Source organism: Flavobacterium sp. 1, from assembly GCF_002797935.1.
Lineage (GTDB): Bacteria > Bacteroidota > Bacteroidia > Flavobacteriales > Flavobacteriaceae > Flavobacterium.
Genome location: NZ_PGER01000001.1, coordinates 4,232,443 through 4,250,350 on the forward strand (window position 1 = coordinate 4,232,443; position 17,908 = coordinate 4,250,350).

Sequence of the window (17,908 nt, forward strand, 5' to 3'; positions counted from 1 at the left end):
TAAATCTTAATACTTACAAAACAATGGCAAATTTAAAGGAAATCCGTAATAGAATTACTTCCATTTCATCTACGATGCAAATTACATCGGCAATGAAAATGGTTTCTGCAGCAAAGCTAAAGAAAGCACAAGATGCGATCACGGCAATGCGCCCTTATGCCGAAAAATTAACGGAATTATTACAAAATCTTTCCGCTTCACTTGATGGTGATGTTGGAGGAGAATTTACTACACAGCGTGAAGTAAAGAAAGTTTTAATTGTTGCTATTACTTCTAACAGAGGTTTGTGTGGCGCTTTTAACACGAATGTAATTAAGGAAGCTAAAAACCGTTCTGAATATTATACAGGTAAACAAGTTGATATTTTTGCTATCGGTAAAAAAGGAAACGACATTTTATCTAAAACATCAAAAGTAGTTGATAATCAAAGTTCAATTTTTGATCATTTAACTTTTGACAATGTTGCTGTCATTGCAGAAACATTAACTCAGAAATTTGTTTCAGGCGAATACGATAGAATAGAATTGGTTTATAATCAGTTTAAAAATGCCGCTACTCAAATTGTACAAACAGAACAATTTTTGCCATTAGCACCTATTCAATCTGATAAACCAGTTTCAACAGGAGATTACATTTTTGAACCTGCTAAAGATGAAATCGTATTGACCTTGATTCCTAAAGCATTGAAAACGCAATTGTACAAAGGAATCCGTGATTCATTTGCTTCAGAACACGGGGCGCGTATGACTGCGATGCATAAAGCAACTGACAATGCAACAGATTTGAGAGACCAATTAAAATTGACTTACAACAAAGCGCGTCAAGCGGCTATTACAAACGAAATCCTTGAGATCGTTGGTGGAGCGGAAGCTTTGAAAGGATAATTTATAAAATGCATAAAAGTGAAAAAAGAGCCTATTGGCTCTTTTTTTGTGCTTGTTTTTAAAGGAACAAATAGCTTTATAATCCTTCTGCTCTATGTTTAAGGGTGAATCTTAGCTTTTCCCTGAGCTTGTTTTTTTAAGGGAACAATTAGCTTTATCAACCCTATGCTCTGTTTTTTTTTAAAGGCGAAACTTAGCTTTGCCCGTGCTCTGTTTTGTGGGGACCGTAGCTTTATGAAAACCCCTGTGCTCTGTTTTTTATGGGTGAAACTTAGCTTTGCCCATGCTCTGTTTTGTGGGGACAGATTAGCTTTATAAACCCCTTACTTAATTTTATTATACAAATATCATTCATTAAATGGATTCGTGCAATACCCACTTTTAGTGATATTTAAGTGAAATTTATTCGCTTTTTGAATAATTTTAGATAAATTTCGTACAATTATTTTACTGAGTTTAATTTATCCTGTTAACTATTGTTTTATTTTTGTTACTCTATTTTAAATTCTGCTCAATTGAAAATCGTCGAACTCACTACCGTTCCCGAAATGCTCGCTCAAATCAATGTGATGAGGCATTTGTATCCTAGCCTTAGTCTGGAAAAATATGAATCCTATTTACAGGAAATGACATTTCATAATTACAAGCAAGCCGCAGTTTTTGAAAACGAGGTTTGTGTTGGATTAACAGGTTTTTGGACTGCTATCAAACTTTGGACAGGGAAGTATATTGAGATTGACAATTTTATTGTGCACTCTGATTACAGATCCAAAGGAATTGGCAAATTGATGACTGATTATATTGATGCTAAAGCCAGTCCGAAGGTTGCAATGCTATTGTTTTGGATGCTTTCACAGGTAATTTTACCGCACACCGTTTTTATTATAATCAAGGATTTGAACCAAGGGGATTTCATTTTGTAAAAATGCTAAATGAAGAAGGATTGACCTAAAAGAGAATCACATTTAAACTTTATTCAACCGCAAAACACAAAAAATAACCAAAGAATTGGTTATTTTTGCTTTATAATAATTAACAGACAACTCATTTTGGGATTATATAAAAAGCTTCTTCAACAAACCGCCATCTACGGGCTTGCCACAGTAATACCAAGAATGTTCAGTTTCTTGTTAGTGCCGCTTTATACGGGATTATTGCCTCAAGCTGAGTACGGAAAGGTATCCATTATATTTGCTTGGATGATTTTTTTCAATGTCATTCTGGCTTACGGTATGGAAACGGCGTTCTTTAGATTTTATAATTCCGAAAAGAACAAAGACAGTGTTGTCGAGACTACAATTATCTCAATATTCTGGTCTACCATCCTTTTTATTTTTGTTGCGTTAATATTTCGAAATTCTTTAGCACATTGGTCTGGTGTTGATACACAATACATCACTTATTCTATTTGGATTTTAGCTTTAGATGCGTTAGTTATAGTACCTTTCTCTAAATTAAGAGCCAATCAAAAACCAAAACTTTATGCTGCAATCAAAATAGGAAATGTTGTTGTCAACCTTTGTTTGAATTTGTTTTTCTTAATGTATTTACCAAGTGTATCAGCATCACAGCCTGACAGTTTCTTAGGTTCTGTTTACATCGAAAACTTTCAGATAGGTTATATTTTTCTTGCGAATATCATTGCCAGTTTTCTAACATTTGTGGTTCTTTTTCCAGACTATTTTACCATAAAATGGAAATTTGATTATGAACTTTGGAAGCGGATGATGCGTTATGGATTACCTATAATGGTTGCAGGAATTGCATTTGCAATCAATGAACAATTTGACAAAATCCTTTTGGGTAAATTATTACCAGCCAATATAGCCGATGGACAAGTTGGAGTTTATTCTGCTTGTTATAAATTGGGACTTTTTATGGTATTATACCGAACGGCTTATACTTTAGGAATTGAGCCTTTCTTTTTTAGCCATGCTTCCAATGAAAACGCACAGCAGACTTATGCAACGGTTACCAAATATTTCGTCATTTTTGGCTCTTTTATTTTGTTGTCTGTAATCGTTTTTGCCGATATCTTAAAACAAATAATGATTCCAAACTCTTCCTATTGGGAAGCCATGAAAGTAGTTCCATTAATAATTTTAGCTAATTTTTTCTTGGGTATTTACACCAATCTTTCCGTTTGGTATAAACTTATTGATAAGACTTATGTCGGTGCTTATATTTCAATAGTCGGTGCGATAGTAACCTTGGTTTTAAATTATTTATTGATCCCAAAATACAGCTATTACGGTTCGGCAATTGCTACACTTGCAGCTTACGGAAGCATGATGTTTATTTCCTATTATTTCGGAAATAAGTATTATCCAATTCCGTATGACAAGAAAAAAATAGGTGCATACTTGTCGTTATCAATCGGTTTTTCATGCATTTCTTTCTATGGATTTAATCAAAATTATTACATAGGGGTTTTACTTTTGGCAGTGTTTATGGGCTTTATCTATTACAATGAAAAAGAGACACTTTTAAGGATTTTAAAACGTCCTGCTAAAAATTAGGAGCTGTTTCCTGCTATCCGTTACAATCTTTTTTTCGGCGAAAAGCCTCAAAAAAGGATTTCCACTGCTATCAGGGCTAGGGCATTCCGTAATCAACATATTTTATTTTAAAAATAATGACAATAAATATCATCAACAAATCACAGCATGCATTGCCAAATTATGAAACCATTGCTTCTGCAGGAATGGATTTAAGAGCAAATATAACCGAAGCTATAACCTTGCAGCCTTTAGAAAGAGCCATTGTAAAAACAGGTCTTTTTATAGAATTGCCAATAGGATATGAAGCGCAGGTGAGACCAAGAAGCGGATTGGCAGCCAAAAACGGAATCACCGTTTTAAACGCACCAGGAACAGTCGATGCCGATTACAGAGGCGAAATAGGAGTAATTTTAGTAAATTTATCCAATGTCCCATTTATTGTAGAAAATGGGGAACGCATTGCCCAGCTTATTATCGCCAAACACGAACGTGCCGAATGGATTGAAGTACAGGAATTAACCGAAACATCTAGAGGTGAAGGAGGTTTTGGAAGTACGGGAGTGAAGTAAGTAGTCTGTTTGTAATTATAAGCTGACATTACGTCCATAATTTCAAATAAAAATCCGTAGAGATCGGTTTAATCCGTTTAATCTGTGGCGAAAAAACAACATATTAAAATCTTCGTAAATTTTGCAAAATAACGTGAGCTTTACATTAAAATAACCAAAACAAAATGAAAATAATAGTACCAATGGCAGGACGCGGATCACGCCTTCGCCCACATACCTTAACCATTCCAAAACCTTTAATCCCAGTAGCAGGAAAACCAATTGTTCATAGATTAGTTGAAGACATTGCTGGAGTTTTAAATCAGCCTATCGAAGAAATTGCATTCGTAATCCACGAAAGTTTTGGAAAAAAAGTTGAAGAAGATTTAATTGCTATTGCACAAAAATTAGGAGCCAAAGGAACTATTTATTATCAAAATGAAGCTCTTGGAACTGGTCACGCCATTATGTGTGCCAAAGATTCTTTGAGCGGGCCAGCTGTTATTGCGTATGCCGATACTTTAATTCGTGCCAATTTTGATTTAGATGCAAATGCGGATAGTGTTATTTGGGTAAAACAAGTAGATCAGCCAGAAGCTTTTGGCGTGGTAAACTTAAACGAAGCTAATGAAATAATTGAATTGGTAGAAAAGCCAAAAGAGTTTGTTTCGGATCTTGCTGTTATCGGAATTTATTATTTCAAAGATGTTGCCGTTTTAAAAAACGAACTGCAGTCAGTATTGGATAATAAAATCATTCACGGAGGAGAATATCAAATTAATGACGGAATTAAGCAAATGATGGCAAAGGGAATGAAATTTGTTCCTGGAAAAGTAGATGAATGGATGGACTGCGGTAACAAAGATGTTACGGTAGAAACTAATTCCAGAATGCTCGGCTTCCTTCACAGCGACGGTATTCATTTGGTAGATCAAAATGTCAAATTAGAAAATTCAACTATAATTCCTCCTTGCTATATCGGAGAAAATGTAATTTTAATTAATGCAACTGTCGGGCCAAATGTTTCATTAGGAAATGGCTGTCATGTACAAAACAGTACAATACAAAACAGTTTGGTGCAAACACATTCACATATAAAAAATGCCAATCTGGATAATGCAATGATTGGAAATCATGCTAGTTTTGACGGCAATTTTACCAGTATAAGTATTGGCGACTATTCGGTTTTAGAATAATTAAAAAAAATATTAAAAAATAGCAAGCAGCATTATTTAAGTTTTTATTATGCTGCTTTGTTGTTTTTTTAATTTATTTTGCAATTGCTGATAAACACTTATCAATTTGTTTTCAAACAATTTTTTCAATGATAAAAAAATGGACTTTTATATTCGCTTTTTCTGTTTTGCTCTGCAATGCTTTTTCTGTATTGGCACAAACAGAACCAGAGGAAATTAAAGTAGAGGGAGACAAATTTCAAGATTTTTTTTATGAATCGATATTTCAAAAAAGCATCGAAAATTATGATAAATCTTTAGCAGCATTGGATCAATGTTTAAAATTGAAACCCAATGATGCCACTATTTATTTCGAAATGGGAAAAAATTATTTGGCTTCCAAAGATTATAAAAATGCATATTCGTCTTTTGAGCATGCTGCACAAATAGACGCTAATAATAAATGGTTTTGGGTAGGATTGTATGATGTATGTTATGCGACCAAAGATTTCAATCAGGCTATAATCATTGTCGATAAAATAATTCCTTTTGATGCTGAATATAAGGAAGATCTGGTTTCGCTTTATATGGTAACCAAACAATATGATAAAGCTTTGGCAGCTATCAATGAGCTGAATGAGAAAGTTGGAAAAACCGAAAGAAGAGAAATGTATAAAATGGAAATTTTATCGGCAGGGAAATTTCAAAATTCAGAGGTTAGTAATCTAAAAGATCTTATTGATAAAAACCCAAAGGAAGAATCTAATTATATCGCTTTAATTTTTTTATATTCGAATAATGACGAAGATGAAAAAGCACAGGAAGTTGCTAAAAAATTAGAAAAAGAAATACCAGAATCAGTTTGGGCACAAGTAAGTTTATTCAAGAGTTATATCGAAAAAAATGACGGAGCCAGTGCTGTGAAATCTATGAATACAGTTTTGTCAAGCCCTAAAGTTGATTCAAAAATAAAACACAGAATTTTGAATGAATTTTTGCTTTTCGCCAATGCAAATCCTCAATTTACAAGTGATTTAGATAAAGCAATTGGTTATTTTAAAAATGATAAAGAAGTAAATGTTGCCAAAGAAATAGGTAAATTTTACCACAATAAAAAACAATGGGACAAGGCAATTAAGTATTATGACATGTCAGAGAAAAATAATTCGGGAGCTGATTTGGAGACCAATCTGCTTTGGCTTCAAGCCAATACTGAACTCAAAGAGTTTGAATCTGTAGTTAAAAAAGCCATGACGATGATTGATACTTATCCAGCAGAACCTCAGTTTTATTATTATGCTGGATTGGCCAACAATCAGCTGCAGTTTTTTAAAAAAGCTAAAGATATTCTTGAAACGGGATTTGATTATGTTGTCGAAAATAAAGAGTTAGAAATCAATTTCAATATACAGCTCGGTGAAGCTTACAGCGGATTAGGAGATACAGCCAAGAAAGAATTATATTTTAACAAAACCAATCAATTATTAAAAGAGAAAAAATAATGAATAGATTTCTAGTAAGACTGCTTTTTGTTTGTATTATTTGCATGAGCAGTTCATCACTATTGGTGTCATGTAAAGCAAAGGGAAAAGTTGCGGAAGGCATTAAAAAAGAAGATTCGGATAAAATGTCATCTGACCGAATCCTGAAAAATCATTATGCTAATAAAAATGATTTCAAGACATTATACATAAAATCCAATGTAAAATATGATGACGAAAAACAATCTCAAAATTTATCTGCAGAAATTAAGATAAAAAGAGACGAACAGATTTTGGTAAGTATTCGTTTCCTTGGAATTACTATGGCTAAAGCATTAATAACACCGGCATCTGTAAGTTATTATGAGAAATTAAACGGCACTTTTTTTGAAGGAGATTTTAGTACATTGAGCAAATGGCTGGGAACGGATTTGGATTTTAATAAAGTCCAAAATTTACTGATCGGTCGGACTTTGGACGATTTAAACAAAGGGAAGTATCAGGATTCATTAGTCGATCAATCCTACCGACTGGAAGATCTTTCAAAAAACAGTACCAAAAAGTATTTCTTTTTTAATAAAGATTCATTTTTATTAAACAAGCAGGAGATTTCTCAAACAGCCGAAAATAGAAAGATTGAAGTTTTTTATTCGGATTTTAAAAAGTATAATGAAAACCAACTGCCATCGGATATCGACATAAAGGCAGCGCAGGATAAAGGAAAAACCGAAATTAATCTGGAATACAATACCATAACCGTAAACGAAGAACTTAATTTTCCATATAGTGTGCCAAATGGTTATAAAAGAATTTTAATTAAGTAAATTTGAACCAATATAATTGTAAAATGCGAAAATTTCTCTTAGCACTATTTTTTTTATGCACGGCCTCAGTAATTTGGGGACAAGAGTCGCAACAAGAAAAGTTAGAAAAACGTAAAGCCGAAATTCAACAGGAAATTTTGGACAATGAAAAATTATTGAAATCGGTAAAGAACAAAGAAAAATCTGCCGTTAATGTAATTATTTTACAAAGCAATAAAATTAAACTCAAAGAAAAACTAATTCGTACTACTGAGAAGCAAACTAAAATTCTTGGTAATGACATGTATATTAATCAGTTAAAGATAAACAAACTGAACAGAGAATTAGCTGTTCTCAAGGATGACTATGCCAAGATGATTGTCAAATCATACAAGAGCAGATCCGAACAGAGCCGAGCCATGTTTTTATTATCGTCGGAGAATTTCTTGCAGGCATATAAAAGAGCCCAGTATATGAAACAATATACGGGGTTTAGAAAAATGCAGGGTGAAGAAATCAAATCAAAAACAAGCGATCTTTTAGGTTATAATGAAAAGCTGAATATTCAAAAAATAGCTAAGAAAAAATTATTAGCCGAAAACAATAAAGAAAAACAATCCCTTGAAAAAGAAAAAAGGGAACAATTGAAATTGGTCAATTCGATTAAAAAAGACAAGAAAAAAATCACTGCCGAGATCAAAAGAAAGCAAACCGAGTCGAGAGCGATTGACCGTCAGATTGACCGTTTAATTCGGGAAGCAATTGCCGAGGCTAATAGAAAAGCTGCAAGTGAAAACCCAAATGCTCCCGTAGCGGCCTATACATCGTCCAGAATAGTATTGACAGCAGAATCCAAAATATTAGCAGATAATTTTAGAGCCAATAAGGGAAAATTACCTTGGCCTGTTGAGAAAGGTTTCGTGTCATTAGGCTATGGAGAACAGCCGCATCCAGTTTATCCAAACCTAGTAATCCACAACAGCGGTGTAGAAATTACAACAGAACAGGGATCAAATGCCAGAGCAGTTTTTGCAGGCGAAGTAACGAGTGTGATTGTTTTGTCACCTGTTAATAAAGCCGTAATGATACAGCATGGTGACTGTTTTACGGTATATCAAAATTTAAGTTCTGTTTTTGTGACCAAAGGAGAGAAAGTCAGCATTAAGCAAAGTTTAGGAAAAATAAGAACGAATGGAGAGGGGAAAACGATTTTAAAGTTCACAATTTCACAAAATACAACCTACAATAATCCAGCAAGCTGGCTGTATAATATGTAGCATTTCTCAAAAATTAAAACAGCACGATTTTAATTCTGAAAGAAGAATAGTGCTGTTTTTTAATTAACCATTCATTACATTCATTAAGTTTGCATTATATATAATCTGCGATGTTAAAATATTTTCTAAGTTTTATTTTTCTAACAACAACTGCTGTACTTTGGAGCCAAGACAATCAGCAAAAAAAATTAGAAGAACGTAAAGTTAAAATCCAGCAGGAGATTCTAGAAAACGAAACGAAACTCAAAACGGTAAAAAAGAAAGAAAAAACGGCAACCAAAGCTATTGTTCTGCAAAGCAATAAAATTAAGCTTAAAGAAGAATTAATTGCAACTACCGAAAAACAAAAGACACTTCTCAATAATTCAATTTCTGTTAATCAATCTCAAATTAATAAATTAGAAAAGGAACTCGAATTGCTCAAAGCAGATTATGCCAAGATGATTGTTCAATCCTACAAGAGCCGTTCTGAAGAAAGCCGTGCGATGTTTTTATTATCTTCAGAAAGTTTTTTGCAGGCTTATAAAAGAGCGCAGTATATGAAACAATATACAAACTTTAGGAGAATCCAAGGAAAAGAAATACAATCTAAAACATATTCATTATACACATTTAATGCTAAACTGGATGTGCAAAAAAGCGCCAAAGAACAGCTTATTGCCGAGAATGATAAAGAAAGACAGTCTTTAGAAAAAGAAAAACAGGAACAGGAAAAGCTTGTTGCTTCTTTGAAGAAAGATAAAAAACAAATTATAGCCGACATCAAGAAAAAACAGCAGGAAGCCAAATCGATTGACAAAAAAATTGACAAATTAATTCGCGCTGCCATTGCCGAAGCCAATAGAAAAGCTGCTATAGAAAAAGCAGCCAAAGAAAAAGCCAAAGCCGAAGCTATTGCCAAAGCGAATGCACTGGCAAAAGCCAAAGCTTTAGAAAAGAAAAAAGAAATCGAGAAGGCAAATGCATTAGCTGCTGCAAAAGCAAAGGCAGCATCTAAACCAGCTCCAAAACCAATTCCAGTTCCAAAGGAAGTAGAAAAAGCAATAGCAAAAGCAGAACCGGCATCTACACAAGTAAAAGCAGTTTCATCTACTAAAATCGATCTATCATCAGATGGAAAAGTAGATTCAGATAATTTCAAAGCCAACAGAGGAAAACTGCCGTGGCCAGTAGAAAGAGGATATGTTTCTTTAGGTTTTGGTGATCAGGCACATCCTGTTTACAGAGAACTGCAGATCCACAATAGCGGATTGGAATTCACTACTGATTCCGGAGCCAGTGCCAGAGCTGTTTTTGCTGGAGTGGTAACCAGCGTTATCATTATTTCGCCAGTGAATAAATTGGTAATGCTGCAGCATGGCGATTTTTTTACTATATACCAAAACCTTAGTTCTGTGAATGTGTCCAAAGGAGACAACGTGAGTATCAAGCAAAGTTTAGGTAAAATAAAAACGAACGGAGACGGAAAAACAATATTAAAATTTGCCATTACCCAAAACACGACTTACACAAATCCAAGAGCATGGCTGGCGGGTAAATAGCAGAAAAAAATTAATAAAATTTTAAATCATCTTATCAAATTATAAATTATATTTGGTAAAATTTAAATTGAAAAATCATGAATTCGAATAACCCTTTTTTAAATAACAAAACATTTTCAACAGCTGTTTCTAGAAAAGATGATACGTTCAAAGCAATCAGTATTGAGGAAAATCAAGACATGACTTTGTCGGGAACTATTAACAGAAGTTTAATCCTTTTTTTATTATTAATTGCTTCTGCAACTGTAATCTGGTGGGCTGCTTTTAATGGAATAAATCCAATAGTTCCAGCACTTGGCGGAGGAATCGTTGGATTAATTTTGGTAGTAATTGCTTCATTCAAACCAGAATATTCTCCTTATTTGGCTCCGGGTTATGCACTTTTTGAAGGATTGTTTATCGGCGGTGTTTCTGCTATTTTCGAGGTGCAGTACCCAGGAATTGTTACTCAGGCAGTAGGAGCAACTTTTGTTACTTTTGGAGTTTGTCTAGGATTGTATAAATACAAAATTGTCAAAGTAACGGAGCAGTTCAAATCGATTGTTATAGCGGCAACATTAGCTATTGCAACCTATTATTTATTTTCTTGGCTGTTCTCTATGTTTACAAGTTTTGTACCAGTACACTATGGCAATTCTATGATGAGTATCGGTATTAGCGTATTTGTGATTGTAATTGCTGCGTTAAACTTGTTCTTAGATTTTGACAGAATTGAAAAAGGAGTAGAACAAAAAATGCCTAAGTACATGGAATGGTATGGCGCAATGGGATTGATAATAACGCTAGTTTGGCTGTATATTGAATTTTTGAGATTGTTATCCAAATTGAACAAAAAATAAGAATCAACATTATTTATAAAAATGCCTTTCAGAAATGAAGGGCATTTTTTTGGACTCTAATAACCGGAGTTCGACCGCTGTATTTTTGAAGCAGAAAGATTAGGCAATTTAGGAAATATTGTCCCGCTATCCGCTTCAATCTTGTAAGCCGTCTCGTCTTTTGGGACGAGACGGCTTACAAGGATTTCCACTTCTATCGGGGCTAAAGGGAGAGATTTTGTTTTTTTGCCATTATTCCCAAAAAAAGTAAACAGTAATGATAATAGTGTAACTTTTAAAAAATATTTTATAACGGCATTAAAAGGATTGTAGCTGTCAAATCATTAAATTTGCATTCTTATTTAAAGACATGCTAGAAAAAGAAACAATAAATTTCGAAAAAACAGCCATTGTTGGTATTGTAACCCAAAACCAAAGTGAAGAAAAACTCAATGAATATCTTGATGAATTGGAGTTTTTGACATTTACCGCAGGCGGTGAAGTGGTGAAGCGTTTTTCGCAAAAAATGGAACGTCCGAATCCAAAAACTTTTGTTGGAACAGGAAAGTTGGAAGAGATTTGTCTTTTTGTAAAAGAGAACGATATATCGACTTTGGTATTTGATGATGAATTATCACCTTCGCAGCAAAAGAATATTTCTAAAATAATTGATTGTAAGATCCTAGACAGAACCCATCTTATCCTTGATATTTTTGCCCAAAGAGCTGAAACCTCTTATGCAAGAACTCAAGTAGAGCTGGCGCAATGCCAATATTTACTGCCAAGACTTTCCGGAATGTGGACACACTTGGAGCGTCAAAAAGGAGGTATCGGAATGCGTGGTCCTGGAGAAACAGAGATTGAAACTGACAGGCGTATTGTTCGTGATCGGATAGCATTACTTAAAGAAAAGATAAAAACTATTGATAAGCAAATGGGAGTACAGCGCAGCAATCGTGGCGCTATGGTTCGTGTTGCTTTAGTGGGTTATACCAATGTTGGAAAATCGACCTTGATGAATGCTGTAGGTAAAAGCGATGTCTTTGTAGAAAACAAACTTTTTGCGACACTTGACACGACAGTTAGAAAAGTAGTCATTAAAAATCTGCCATTCTTGCTTTCGGATACTGTAGGTTTTATTCGAAAACTGCCTACTCAATTGGTAGATTCATTTAAGAGTACACTAGATGAAGTTCGTGAAGCTGACTTGTTACTGCACGTTGTTGATATTTCGCATCCTGAATTTGAAGATCATATCGAGTCGGTAAACCAAACGTTGTTGGATATTAAAGCTCATGATAAGCCCGTTATTATGGTTTTCAATAAAATTGACACCTACAAACATTTGACGATTGACGAAGATGATTTGATGACGGAGAAGACACCAAGACATTTTACATTGGAAGAATGGAAACAGACCTGGATGCACCGATTAGGGGAACAGAATGCTTTGTTTATTTCGGCTACTCAAAAAGAAAATTTTGAAGAATTCAGGGAGCGTGTTTATGAAGCCGTTCGGCAAATACACATTACCCGTTTTCCATACAATAAATTTTTATATCCTGATTATAAAGATGCAGTGGAGAAAGAGGAAAAAGAAGATAATGAATAAACAAAAAGACCTTTTAGTAATTGTTAAAAGGTCTTTTGTTTTAAAAGTATTTTTTATTTTTTAGCTGCTTTGTATAACGGCACTGCCGAACAGGCTTCACCATACATTATGCTTCTGGCGTAAGGCTGCAGGCATTGTGCGGCAAAAACATAAGCACTCATAGGAACGGGTTTTTTGGAACAGCCTTTTATGATAACAGGTTTGTCCTGATAAGCTGTATAATCAAGTTTAGGAAGCAATTCTTCATATAAAGCTGAGTCTAAATCTTCCAAATAGCCATTTACAATTTTCTTTGCATAAGGAGCCAAATGCATAGTTACTAAAATAATAGCCCACTTCGGGACAATTGCATCCGTGCCACAAGAAACGGCAACATATTGATCTTGATATTGTGACCAATCCTGATTATTAAGCTGTTCTCTAAAATCTTTTTCCTTTAACAAAAAACCATCATGAAGCCACTGCGAAATATCAATCTGCGCGCGGACTCCAGTTGGATAATAGTCTTCAAGATCGAAAACTTCCAAAACGCTATTCGCTACTTTGTTGATTATTTCTTCCATTCGAAAAGTTTATGGTTTGCAGTTTATAGTTTGTAGTTCAAAACAACAAACTATAAACCAAAAACAAATTAACTGCTAAAGCATTCCCAATTCTAATTTTGCTTCTTCACTCATCAAATCTTTGCTCCAAGGCGGGTCAAAAGTGATTTCAACTTCTGCATCTTTTATGTGTTCGATGGATTTGACTTTTTCTTCCACTTCTCTTGGTAAACTCTCCGCTACTGGGCAGTTTGGAGAAGTAAGTGTCATTAATATTTTTACTTCATAATCGGTATTGACCATTACATCATATATCAATCCCAATTCGTAAATATCTACGGGAATCTCTGGATCGTAAATGGTTTTTAATTTTTTTACGATTGATTCTCCTAATTCTGCGGTGTTTATTTCTTCTGTCATAATTTTTTATTTTTTAAACCATATAAGACATTGAAGGTTATTTTTATTAATGTCTTTGATAAATATAAGTTCTAAAAAGTTAATCTTCTAGTATCCGATGATATTCATTAATTATCCTTTTATTGAATTAACTTATATGTTTTTAAATTATTTTTTAGCATCAAATGCCAAAGCATACATTTTAATATTTTTTATCATCGAAACTAAACCATTGGCTCTTGTTGGCGAAAGATGTTCTTTCAAACCTATTTCATCAATAAATTCTGTATCTGCGTTTAATATGTCAATGGCTTTTTGGTTTGAAAAAGCACGGATTAAAATGGCTATTATTCCTTTGGTCAAAATCGCATCACTGTCGGCAGTGAAGACAATTTTGTCGTCGTTTTGTTCGCCTTGTAACCAAACTTTCGACTGACATCCTTTAATCAGATTATTGTCTGTTTTGAATTCCTCTTTGATTAAGGGAAGGTTTTTGCCTAATTCAATAATGTATTCATAACGCTGCATCCAGTCATCAAACATGGAAAACTCGTCAATGATTTCGTTTTGTATTTCTTTTATTGTCATTCTTTTTCTTTTGAAAAGGATAGTATCTTATTTACTAAGTTCTTTATTTTTTCCGGAGGAAATCCATTGTCGAAAGTCTGGCTTTCGTAAGTTTTCCCTTTGTATGTTATTTTTAAATTGGCCATTGCAGCACCATCGTGAAAACGCTTTTGTGTAGGAGCGTTCAAACCCGGAATTTCTTCCAAATTTACTTTTTGAAATTCACTTATCAAAGCATTCCATTGCGTATCGGTGAGTGAACTTGTAACAGGTTTTCCGTCTCTTGTTTTCGTCACGGATACTGTTTTGTTTTCTACAACTGTGCTATTGTATAACCCTCTTGAATTGGCGGTGTACTCAATTTTAGCAGTGCTCAAATCCATATTGCTTTGGCTTTGGCAGTTTTTCCCAAGGATGAGCGTCAAAAATAAGAGTGATATAATCTTCATAATTTTAGTTTTAAGACAGCATCATTTGTGCTTTTTTAACCGCTTCGACTAATGAGTCAATTTCTTCTTTGGTATTATAGAAAGAAAAAGAAGCTCTTATTGTTCCTGGAATGCCAAAGAAATTCATAATTGGTTGTGCGCAATGATGGCCTGTTCTTACTGCGATTCCTAATTTGTCAATGATGGTTCCAATGTCATACGGGTGGATACCGTCAATGTTAAAAGAGACAACCGAAGTTTTTGCTTCAGAAGTACCAAAAATTCGCAGACCGTCAATTTCCAATAATCGTTTTGTGGCGTGATCCAACAATTCCAGCTCTTGTTTCTGAATGTTCTCAAAACCAATTTCATTCATATAATCAATGGCCGTTCCAAGAACAATTCCACCAGCAATGTTTGGCGTTCCCGCTTCAAATTTATGGGGTAATTCGGCATAAGTGGTTTTTTCGAAAGTAACCTCTTTGATCATTTCGCCGCCACCTTGATAGGGAGGCAATTTATTCAGCCAAGCTTCTTTTCCGTATAAAATTCCAGTTCCTGTTGGACCGCACATTTTATGTCCCGAAAAAGCATAAAAATCACAATCCAAAGCCTGAACATCGGGTTTTAAATGCGGTACTGCCTGTGCGCCGTCAATCAAAATGACAGCTCCAACTTCGTGCGCTTTGTCAATCATATATTTGATAGGATTAATTGTTCCCAACGCATTCGAAATATGATTTACCGTTACGATTTTGGTTTTTGGTGAAAGCAATTTATCGTATTCGCTGATTATCAATTCCCCCTTTTCATTCATCGGGATGACTTTGAGTGTGGCTCCTGTTTTTTCACAGAGCATCTGCCAAGGCACAATATTACTGTGGTGTTCCAATGAAGAAACCAATACTTCATCTCCTGGTTTTAGAATCGAGGCAAATCCATTGGCTACTAAATTGATGCCAAAAGTAGTTCCCGAGGTAAAAAGCACCTCGTGAGCAAATTTAGCATTAATATGATTTTGCACTTTTGTTCTAGAAACTTCATAAGCATCAGTTGCTAGTTGACTTAAGGTGTGAACACCTCTATGAATGTTGGCATTGATTTCTTGATAATAGTTGGAAATCGCATCAATAACCACTTGCGGTTTTTGTGAAGTGGCTCCGTTATCGAAATATACTAAAGGCTTTCCATTTACTTTTTGCGAAAGAATGGGAAAGGCTGCTCTTATTTTCTGAATATCTAACATATTTTATTTAGAATTTTTCTAAATACAAAAGTAATACAATAGATTTAGTTTTCTAAGAAACAATAGTTAATAATTGTGAAAACGGTTCAGAAGAAAACATTACTGTTGATGTAATTGAAATGGAATTTATCAGCCACTCTTTTTTGTATTCTTTTTTTTACTAAATTAGGATAAATATCTCCGCTATGAAAAAATATTTGAAAATAAGTGTCTTTCTGGTTCTTTTGTTTTCTGTTTATTTTGGCTTTACTACATATCCCAAACTAGAATTGATTTCTGGATTTTCGGTCAAAAGTATTGCTTCCAGCCATTTTTTGGCCAATCATTCACAAGAAAATATAGAGAGGAATGATAATAATTTTGGTGTTATTCGTTGGGCTGAGAATGAAATAAATGAGTCGGGGAAATTTGCAACAGCAACTGTTTTTGGTTTAAAAAAGCGAAAAGCAATTTATAGAATGGGGTTGGGAGCAATGTTAATCAATGATAATTTTGATGTCACGAAGCCGTATGAAATCCCCAAAAGAACGAAATCAGCCAATAAACTTCCTTTCCCTTATGGAGATGCAGAGCCCAAAGACACGGTTTTTACCAATGTAGATTATGTCAAATTGAATCGGGCAGTTGCCAATGCGTTTGATGCCAAAGGATATAATGATAAAAGAACGCGTTCGGTTTTGGTTATTTACAAAGACAAGATTCTTGCTGAGAAATACGCAGATGGTTTTACAAAAAACAGTGTTATTTTGGGCTGGTCGATGACTAAAAGCATTACCGGAACTCTTTTTGGAATACTTCAAAAGCAAGGACGATTTGACATATACAAACCCGCTCCTATTGTGGAATGGCAAAACGATAAGCGAAAAAATATTACGACCAATGATTTGCTTCACATGAATTCAGGCTTGGAGTGGGAAGAGTATTATGACAGAATCTGTGATGCCACCCAAATGCTTTTTAAGACAGAAGATATGACTCGGTCACAATTGCTAAAACCAGCCGTTTTTAAACCAAATACACATTGGAATTATTCTTCGGGAACGACAAATTTACTCTCGGGAATTTTACGGAAGCAGTTCAAGACGCATCAGGAATATTTAGATTTTTGGTATTCGGCATTAATTGATAAAATCGGGATGCATTCGATGCTTGTCGAAACCGATATGGCCGGGAATTATGTGGGTTCATCTTACGGCTGGGCAACGACAAGGGATTGGTCCAAATTAGGATTATTGTATCTGCATAAAGGCAATTGGAACGGAGAACAGATATTTGACTCCAGTTGGGCAAAGTATGTTTCTAATCCTACCAAGGGTTCAAATGGAGATTATGGCGCTCATTTTTGGCTAAATGTTGGAGGACATTATCCTGATGCACCTCGAGATTTGTATTCTGCTAATGGTTTTCAGGGACAAAAAGTATTTATCATTCCGTCAAAGGACTTAGTAATTGTGCGAATGGGATTGAGTGAAGAATTTGATTTTAATGGGTTGCTGCGTAGGATTGTGGGGAGTGTCAATCATTAATTATAGTATTTTTCACTATATTAATAATTAAAAGTGAATATAAATAATGGAACAAAAACAACTCATAATGGAGTTGAGCAAGTTTATGTTAAAATAATATTGTTCCTGCTTCTCTTCAAGATAGCTTGGAAAATGCTTTTGGAGGCACTCCAGTTACCATTCAATCTGAAATCACATTACAGCCTTATCAGTATATAGTGTTAAAAAATTAATGTTATAAACTGGTAGTTTACAAATAGTCTTATCAAATCTTGTTGCTTATATTTGTAACAGTACATGATACAGATTAGTCTTTGCTAAGGCTATTTGTAACACTCAGCATATTATTGTAAAGCCACAAAGACTGCTAAGATTTAATTCATATAACTTTTTGTTTAAATTAATTGTATGGCTGTTTAAATTTTTAATACTTCGAAACTATTTGTCTTTGTGTGCCTTTACAATATTCATTTTACTTCAAAAAATAAAAAAATGATTGATCCCCTAAAAGCACACACAACTCATTACATTCTCTTTAATGATTTGTCTTGCTCCATTTTTAATGCAGGCGCAGGAAAGAA

The 17,908-nt window shown here is 34.3% G+C and carries 17 protein-coding genes; 12 read left to right on the forward strand and 5 right to left on the reverse strand.

All coding sequences use genetic code 11. The annotated features are described in order from the left end of the window. Positions 1-23: 23 nt before the first annotated feature. From atpG to hflX, 11 genes are all read left to right on the forward strand, one after another. Positions 24-884, forward strand: a complete 861-nt coding sequence (gene atpG, locus CLU83_RS17045) for an ATP synthase F1 subunit gamma (RefSeq protein ID WP_100432718.1) — start codon at positions 24-26, stop codon at positions 882-884. 515 nt (positions 885-1,399) lie between these two features. After that, the gene (locus tag CLU83_RS17050; RefSeq protein ID WP_369828780.1) at positions 1,400-1,807 is read left to right on the forward strand and encodes a GNAT family N-acetyltransferase; all 408 of its coding nucleotides are present in this window, start codon (positions 1,400-1,402) and stop codon (positions 1,805-1,807) included. Between the two features lie 126 nt (positions 1,808-1,933). Then, entirely contained in the window at positions 1,934-3,403 is a 1,470-nt protein-coding gene (locus CLU83_RS17055; RefSeq protein ID WP_100432719.1) for a lipopolysaccharide biosynthesis protein, read from the forward strand. A gap of 116 nt (positions 3,404-3,519) precedes the next feature. Further along, complete coding sequence (gene dut / locus CLU83_RS17060; protein ID WP_100432720.1) at positions 3,520-3,954, forward strand: dUTP diphosphatase; 435 nt, start codon at positions 3,520-3,522, stop codon at positions 3,952-3,954. Positions 3,955-4,118: 164 nt separating this feature from the next. Next, positions 4,119-5,129 (forward strand): sugar phosphate nucleotidyltransferase, encoded by a 1,011-nt coding sequence (locus CLU83_RS17065; protein ID WP_100432721.1) that lies wholly within the window; start codon positions 4,119-4,121, stop codon positions 5,127-5,129. A 128-nt stretch (positions 5,130-5,257) separates the two neighbouring features. Next, the gene (locus CLU83_RS17070) at positions 5,258-6,610 is read left to right on the forward strand and encodes a lipopolysaccharide assembly protein LapB (protein ID WP_100432722.1); all 1,353 of its coding nucleotides are present in this window, start codon (positions 5,258-5,260) and stop codon (positions 6,608-6,610) included. Beyond that, positions 6,610-7,413: a DUF4292 domain-containing protein gene (locus CLU83_RS17075; RefSeq protein WP_100432723.1), complete on the forward strand. Its 804-nt coding sequence runs from the start codon at positions 6,610-6,612 to the stop codon at positions 7,411-7,413. Before CLU83_RS17070 ends, CLU83_RS17075 begins: the two co-directional genes overlap by 1 nt. A gap of 23 nt (positions 7,414-7,436) precedes the next feature. Continuing rightward, on the forward strand, positions 7,437-8,669 hold the full coding sequence (locus CLU83_RS17080; RefSeq protein WP_100432724.1) for a murein hydrolase activator EnvC: 1,233 nt from the start codon (positions 7,437-7,439) through the stop codon (positions 8,667-8,669). Positions 8,670-8,779: 110 nt separating this feature from the next. Next, the gene (locus CLU83_RS17085) at positions 8,780-10,210 is read left to right on the forward strand and encodes a murein hydrolase activator EnvC (protein ID WP_100432725.1); all 1,431 of its coding nucleotides are present in this window, start codon (positions 8,780-8,782) and stop codon (positions 10,208-10,210) included. Positions 10,211-10,287: 77 nt separating this feature from the next. Continuing rightward, a complete protein-coding gene (locus tag CLU83_RS17090; protein WP_100432726.1) occupies positions 10,288-11,049 on the forward strand; it encodes a Bax inhibitor-1/YccA family protein in 762 nt (253 codons plus the stop codon). 349 nt (positions 11,050-11,398) lie between these two features. Further along, entirely contained in the window at positions 11,399-12,640 is a 1,242-nt protein-coding gene (gene hflX, locus CLU83_RS17095) for a GTPase HflX (RefSeq protein WP_100432727.1), read from the forward strand. Between the two features lie 53 nt (positions 12,641-12,693). Here hflX and CLU83_RS17100 read toward each other — a convergent pair whose 3' ends face one another. The 5 genes from CLU83_RS17100 to CLU83_RS17120 form a co-directional block, all read right to left on the reverse strand. Beyond that, positions 12,694-13,203, reverse strand: a complete 510-nt coding sequence (locus CLU83_RS17100) for a DUF2480 family protein (protein ID WP_100432728.1) — start codon at positions 13,201-13,203, stop codon at positions 12,694-12,696. Between the two features lie 75 nt (positions 13,204-13,278). Continuing rightward, positions 13,279-13,602 carry an SUF system Fe-S cluster assembly protein gene (locus CLU83_RS17105; RefSeq protein WP_077374862.1) on the reverse strand — a complete coding sequence of 108 codons (324 nt, stop codon included), beginning with the start codon at positions 13,600-13,602 and terminating at the stop codon, positions 13,279-13,281. Positions 13,603-13,749: 147 nt separating this feature from the next. Further along, positions 13,750-14,169 (reverse strand): SufE family protein, encoded by a 420-nt coding sequence (locus tag CLU83_RS17110; protein ID WP_100432729.1) that lies wholly within the window; start codon positions 14,167-14,169, stop codon positions 13,750-13,752. Further along, a complete protein-coding gene (locus CLU83_RS17115) occupies positions 14,166-14,597 on the reverse strand; it encodes a hypothetical protein (protein WP_100432730.1) in 432 nt (143 codons plus the stop codon). Before CLU83_RS17115 ends, CLU83_RS17110 begins: the two co-directional genes overlap by 4 nt. Before the next feature lie 10 nt (positions 14,598-14,607). Then, a complete protein-coding gene (locus CLU83_RS17120; protein WP_100432731.1) occupies positions 14,608-15,822 on the reverse strand; it encodes an aminotransferase class V-fold PLP-dependent enzyme in 1,215 nt (404 codons plus the stop codon). Positions 15,823-16,007: 185 nt separating this feature from the next. Here CLU83_RS17120 and CLU83_RS17125 point away from each other — a divergent pair, with 185 nt between their 5' ends. Next, a complete protein-coding gene (locus CLU83_RS17125) occupies positions 16,008-17,348 on the forward strand; it encodes a serine hydrolase (RefSeq protein WP_100432732.1) in 1,341 nt (446 codons plus the stop codon). Positions 17,349-17,908 lie beyond the last annotated feature (560 nt).

Bases quoted from the DNA above. Each gene is read 5' to 3' on its own strand.
- CLU83_RS17070 (WP_100432722.1), top strand. From the start codon at position 5,258: ATGATAAAAAAATGGACTTTTATATTCGCTTTTTCTGTTTTGCTCTGC.
- CLU83_RS17075 (WP_100432723.1), top strand. From the start codon at position 6,610: ATGAATAGATTTCTAGTAAGACTGCTTTTTGTTTGTATTATTTGCATG.
- CLU83_RS17125 (WP_100432732.1), top strand. From the start codon at position 16,008: ATGAAAAAATATTTGAAAATAAGTGTCTTTCTGGTTCTTTTGTTTTCT.
- atpG (WP_100432718.1), top strand. From the start codon at position 24: ATGGCAAATTTAAAGGAAATCCGTAATAGAATTACTTCCATTTCATCT.
- hflX (WP_100432727.1), top strand. From the start codon at position 11,399: ATGCTAGAAAAAGAAACAATAAATTTCGAAAAAACAGCCATTGTTGGT.
- CLU83_RS17110 (WP_100432729.1), bottom strand. From the start codon at position 14,169: ATGACAATAAAAGAAATACAAAACGAAATCATTGACGAGTTTTCCATG.
- CLU83_RS17115 (WP_100432730.1), bottom strand. From the start codon at position 14,597: ATGAAGATTATATCACTCTTATTTTTGACGCTCATCCTTGGGAAAAAC.
- CLU83_RS17100 (WP_100432728.1), bottom strand. From the start codon at position 13,203: ATGGAAGAAATAATCAACAAAGTAGCGAATAGCGTTTTGGAAGTTTTC.
- CLU83_RS17080 (WP_100432724.1), top strand. From the start codon at position 7,437: ATGCGAAAATTTCTCTTAGCACTATTTTTTTTATGCACGGCCTCAGTA.
- dut (WP_100432720.1), top strand. From the start codon at position 3,520: ATGACAATAAATATCATCAACAAATCACAGCATGCATTGCCAAATTAT.
- CLU83_RS17085 (WP_100432725.1), top strand. From the start codon at position 8,780: ATGTTAAAATATTTTCTAAGTTTTATTTTTCTAACAACAACTGCTGTA.
- CLU83_RS17105 (WP_077374862.1), bottom strand. From the start codon at position 13,602: ATGACAGAAGAAATAAACACCGCAGAATTAGGAGAATCAATCGTAAAA.
- CLU83_RS17090 (WP_100432726.1), top strand. From the start codon at position 10,288: ATGAATTCGAATAACCCTTTTTTAAATAACAAAACATTTTCAACAGCT.
- CLU83_RS17065 (WP_100432721.1), top strand. From the start codon at position 4,119: ATGAAAATAATAGTACCAATGGCAGGACGCGGATCACGCCTTCGCCCA.
- CLU83_RS17120 (WP_100432731.1), bottom strand. From the start codon at position 15,822: ATGTTAGATATTCAGAAAATAAGAGCAGCCTTTCCCATTCTTTCGCAA.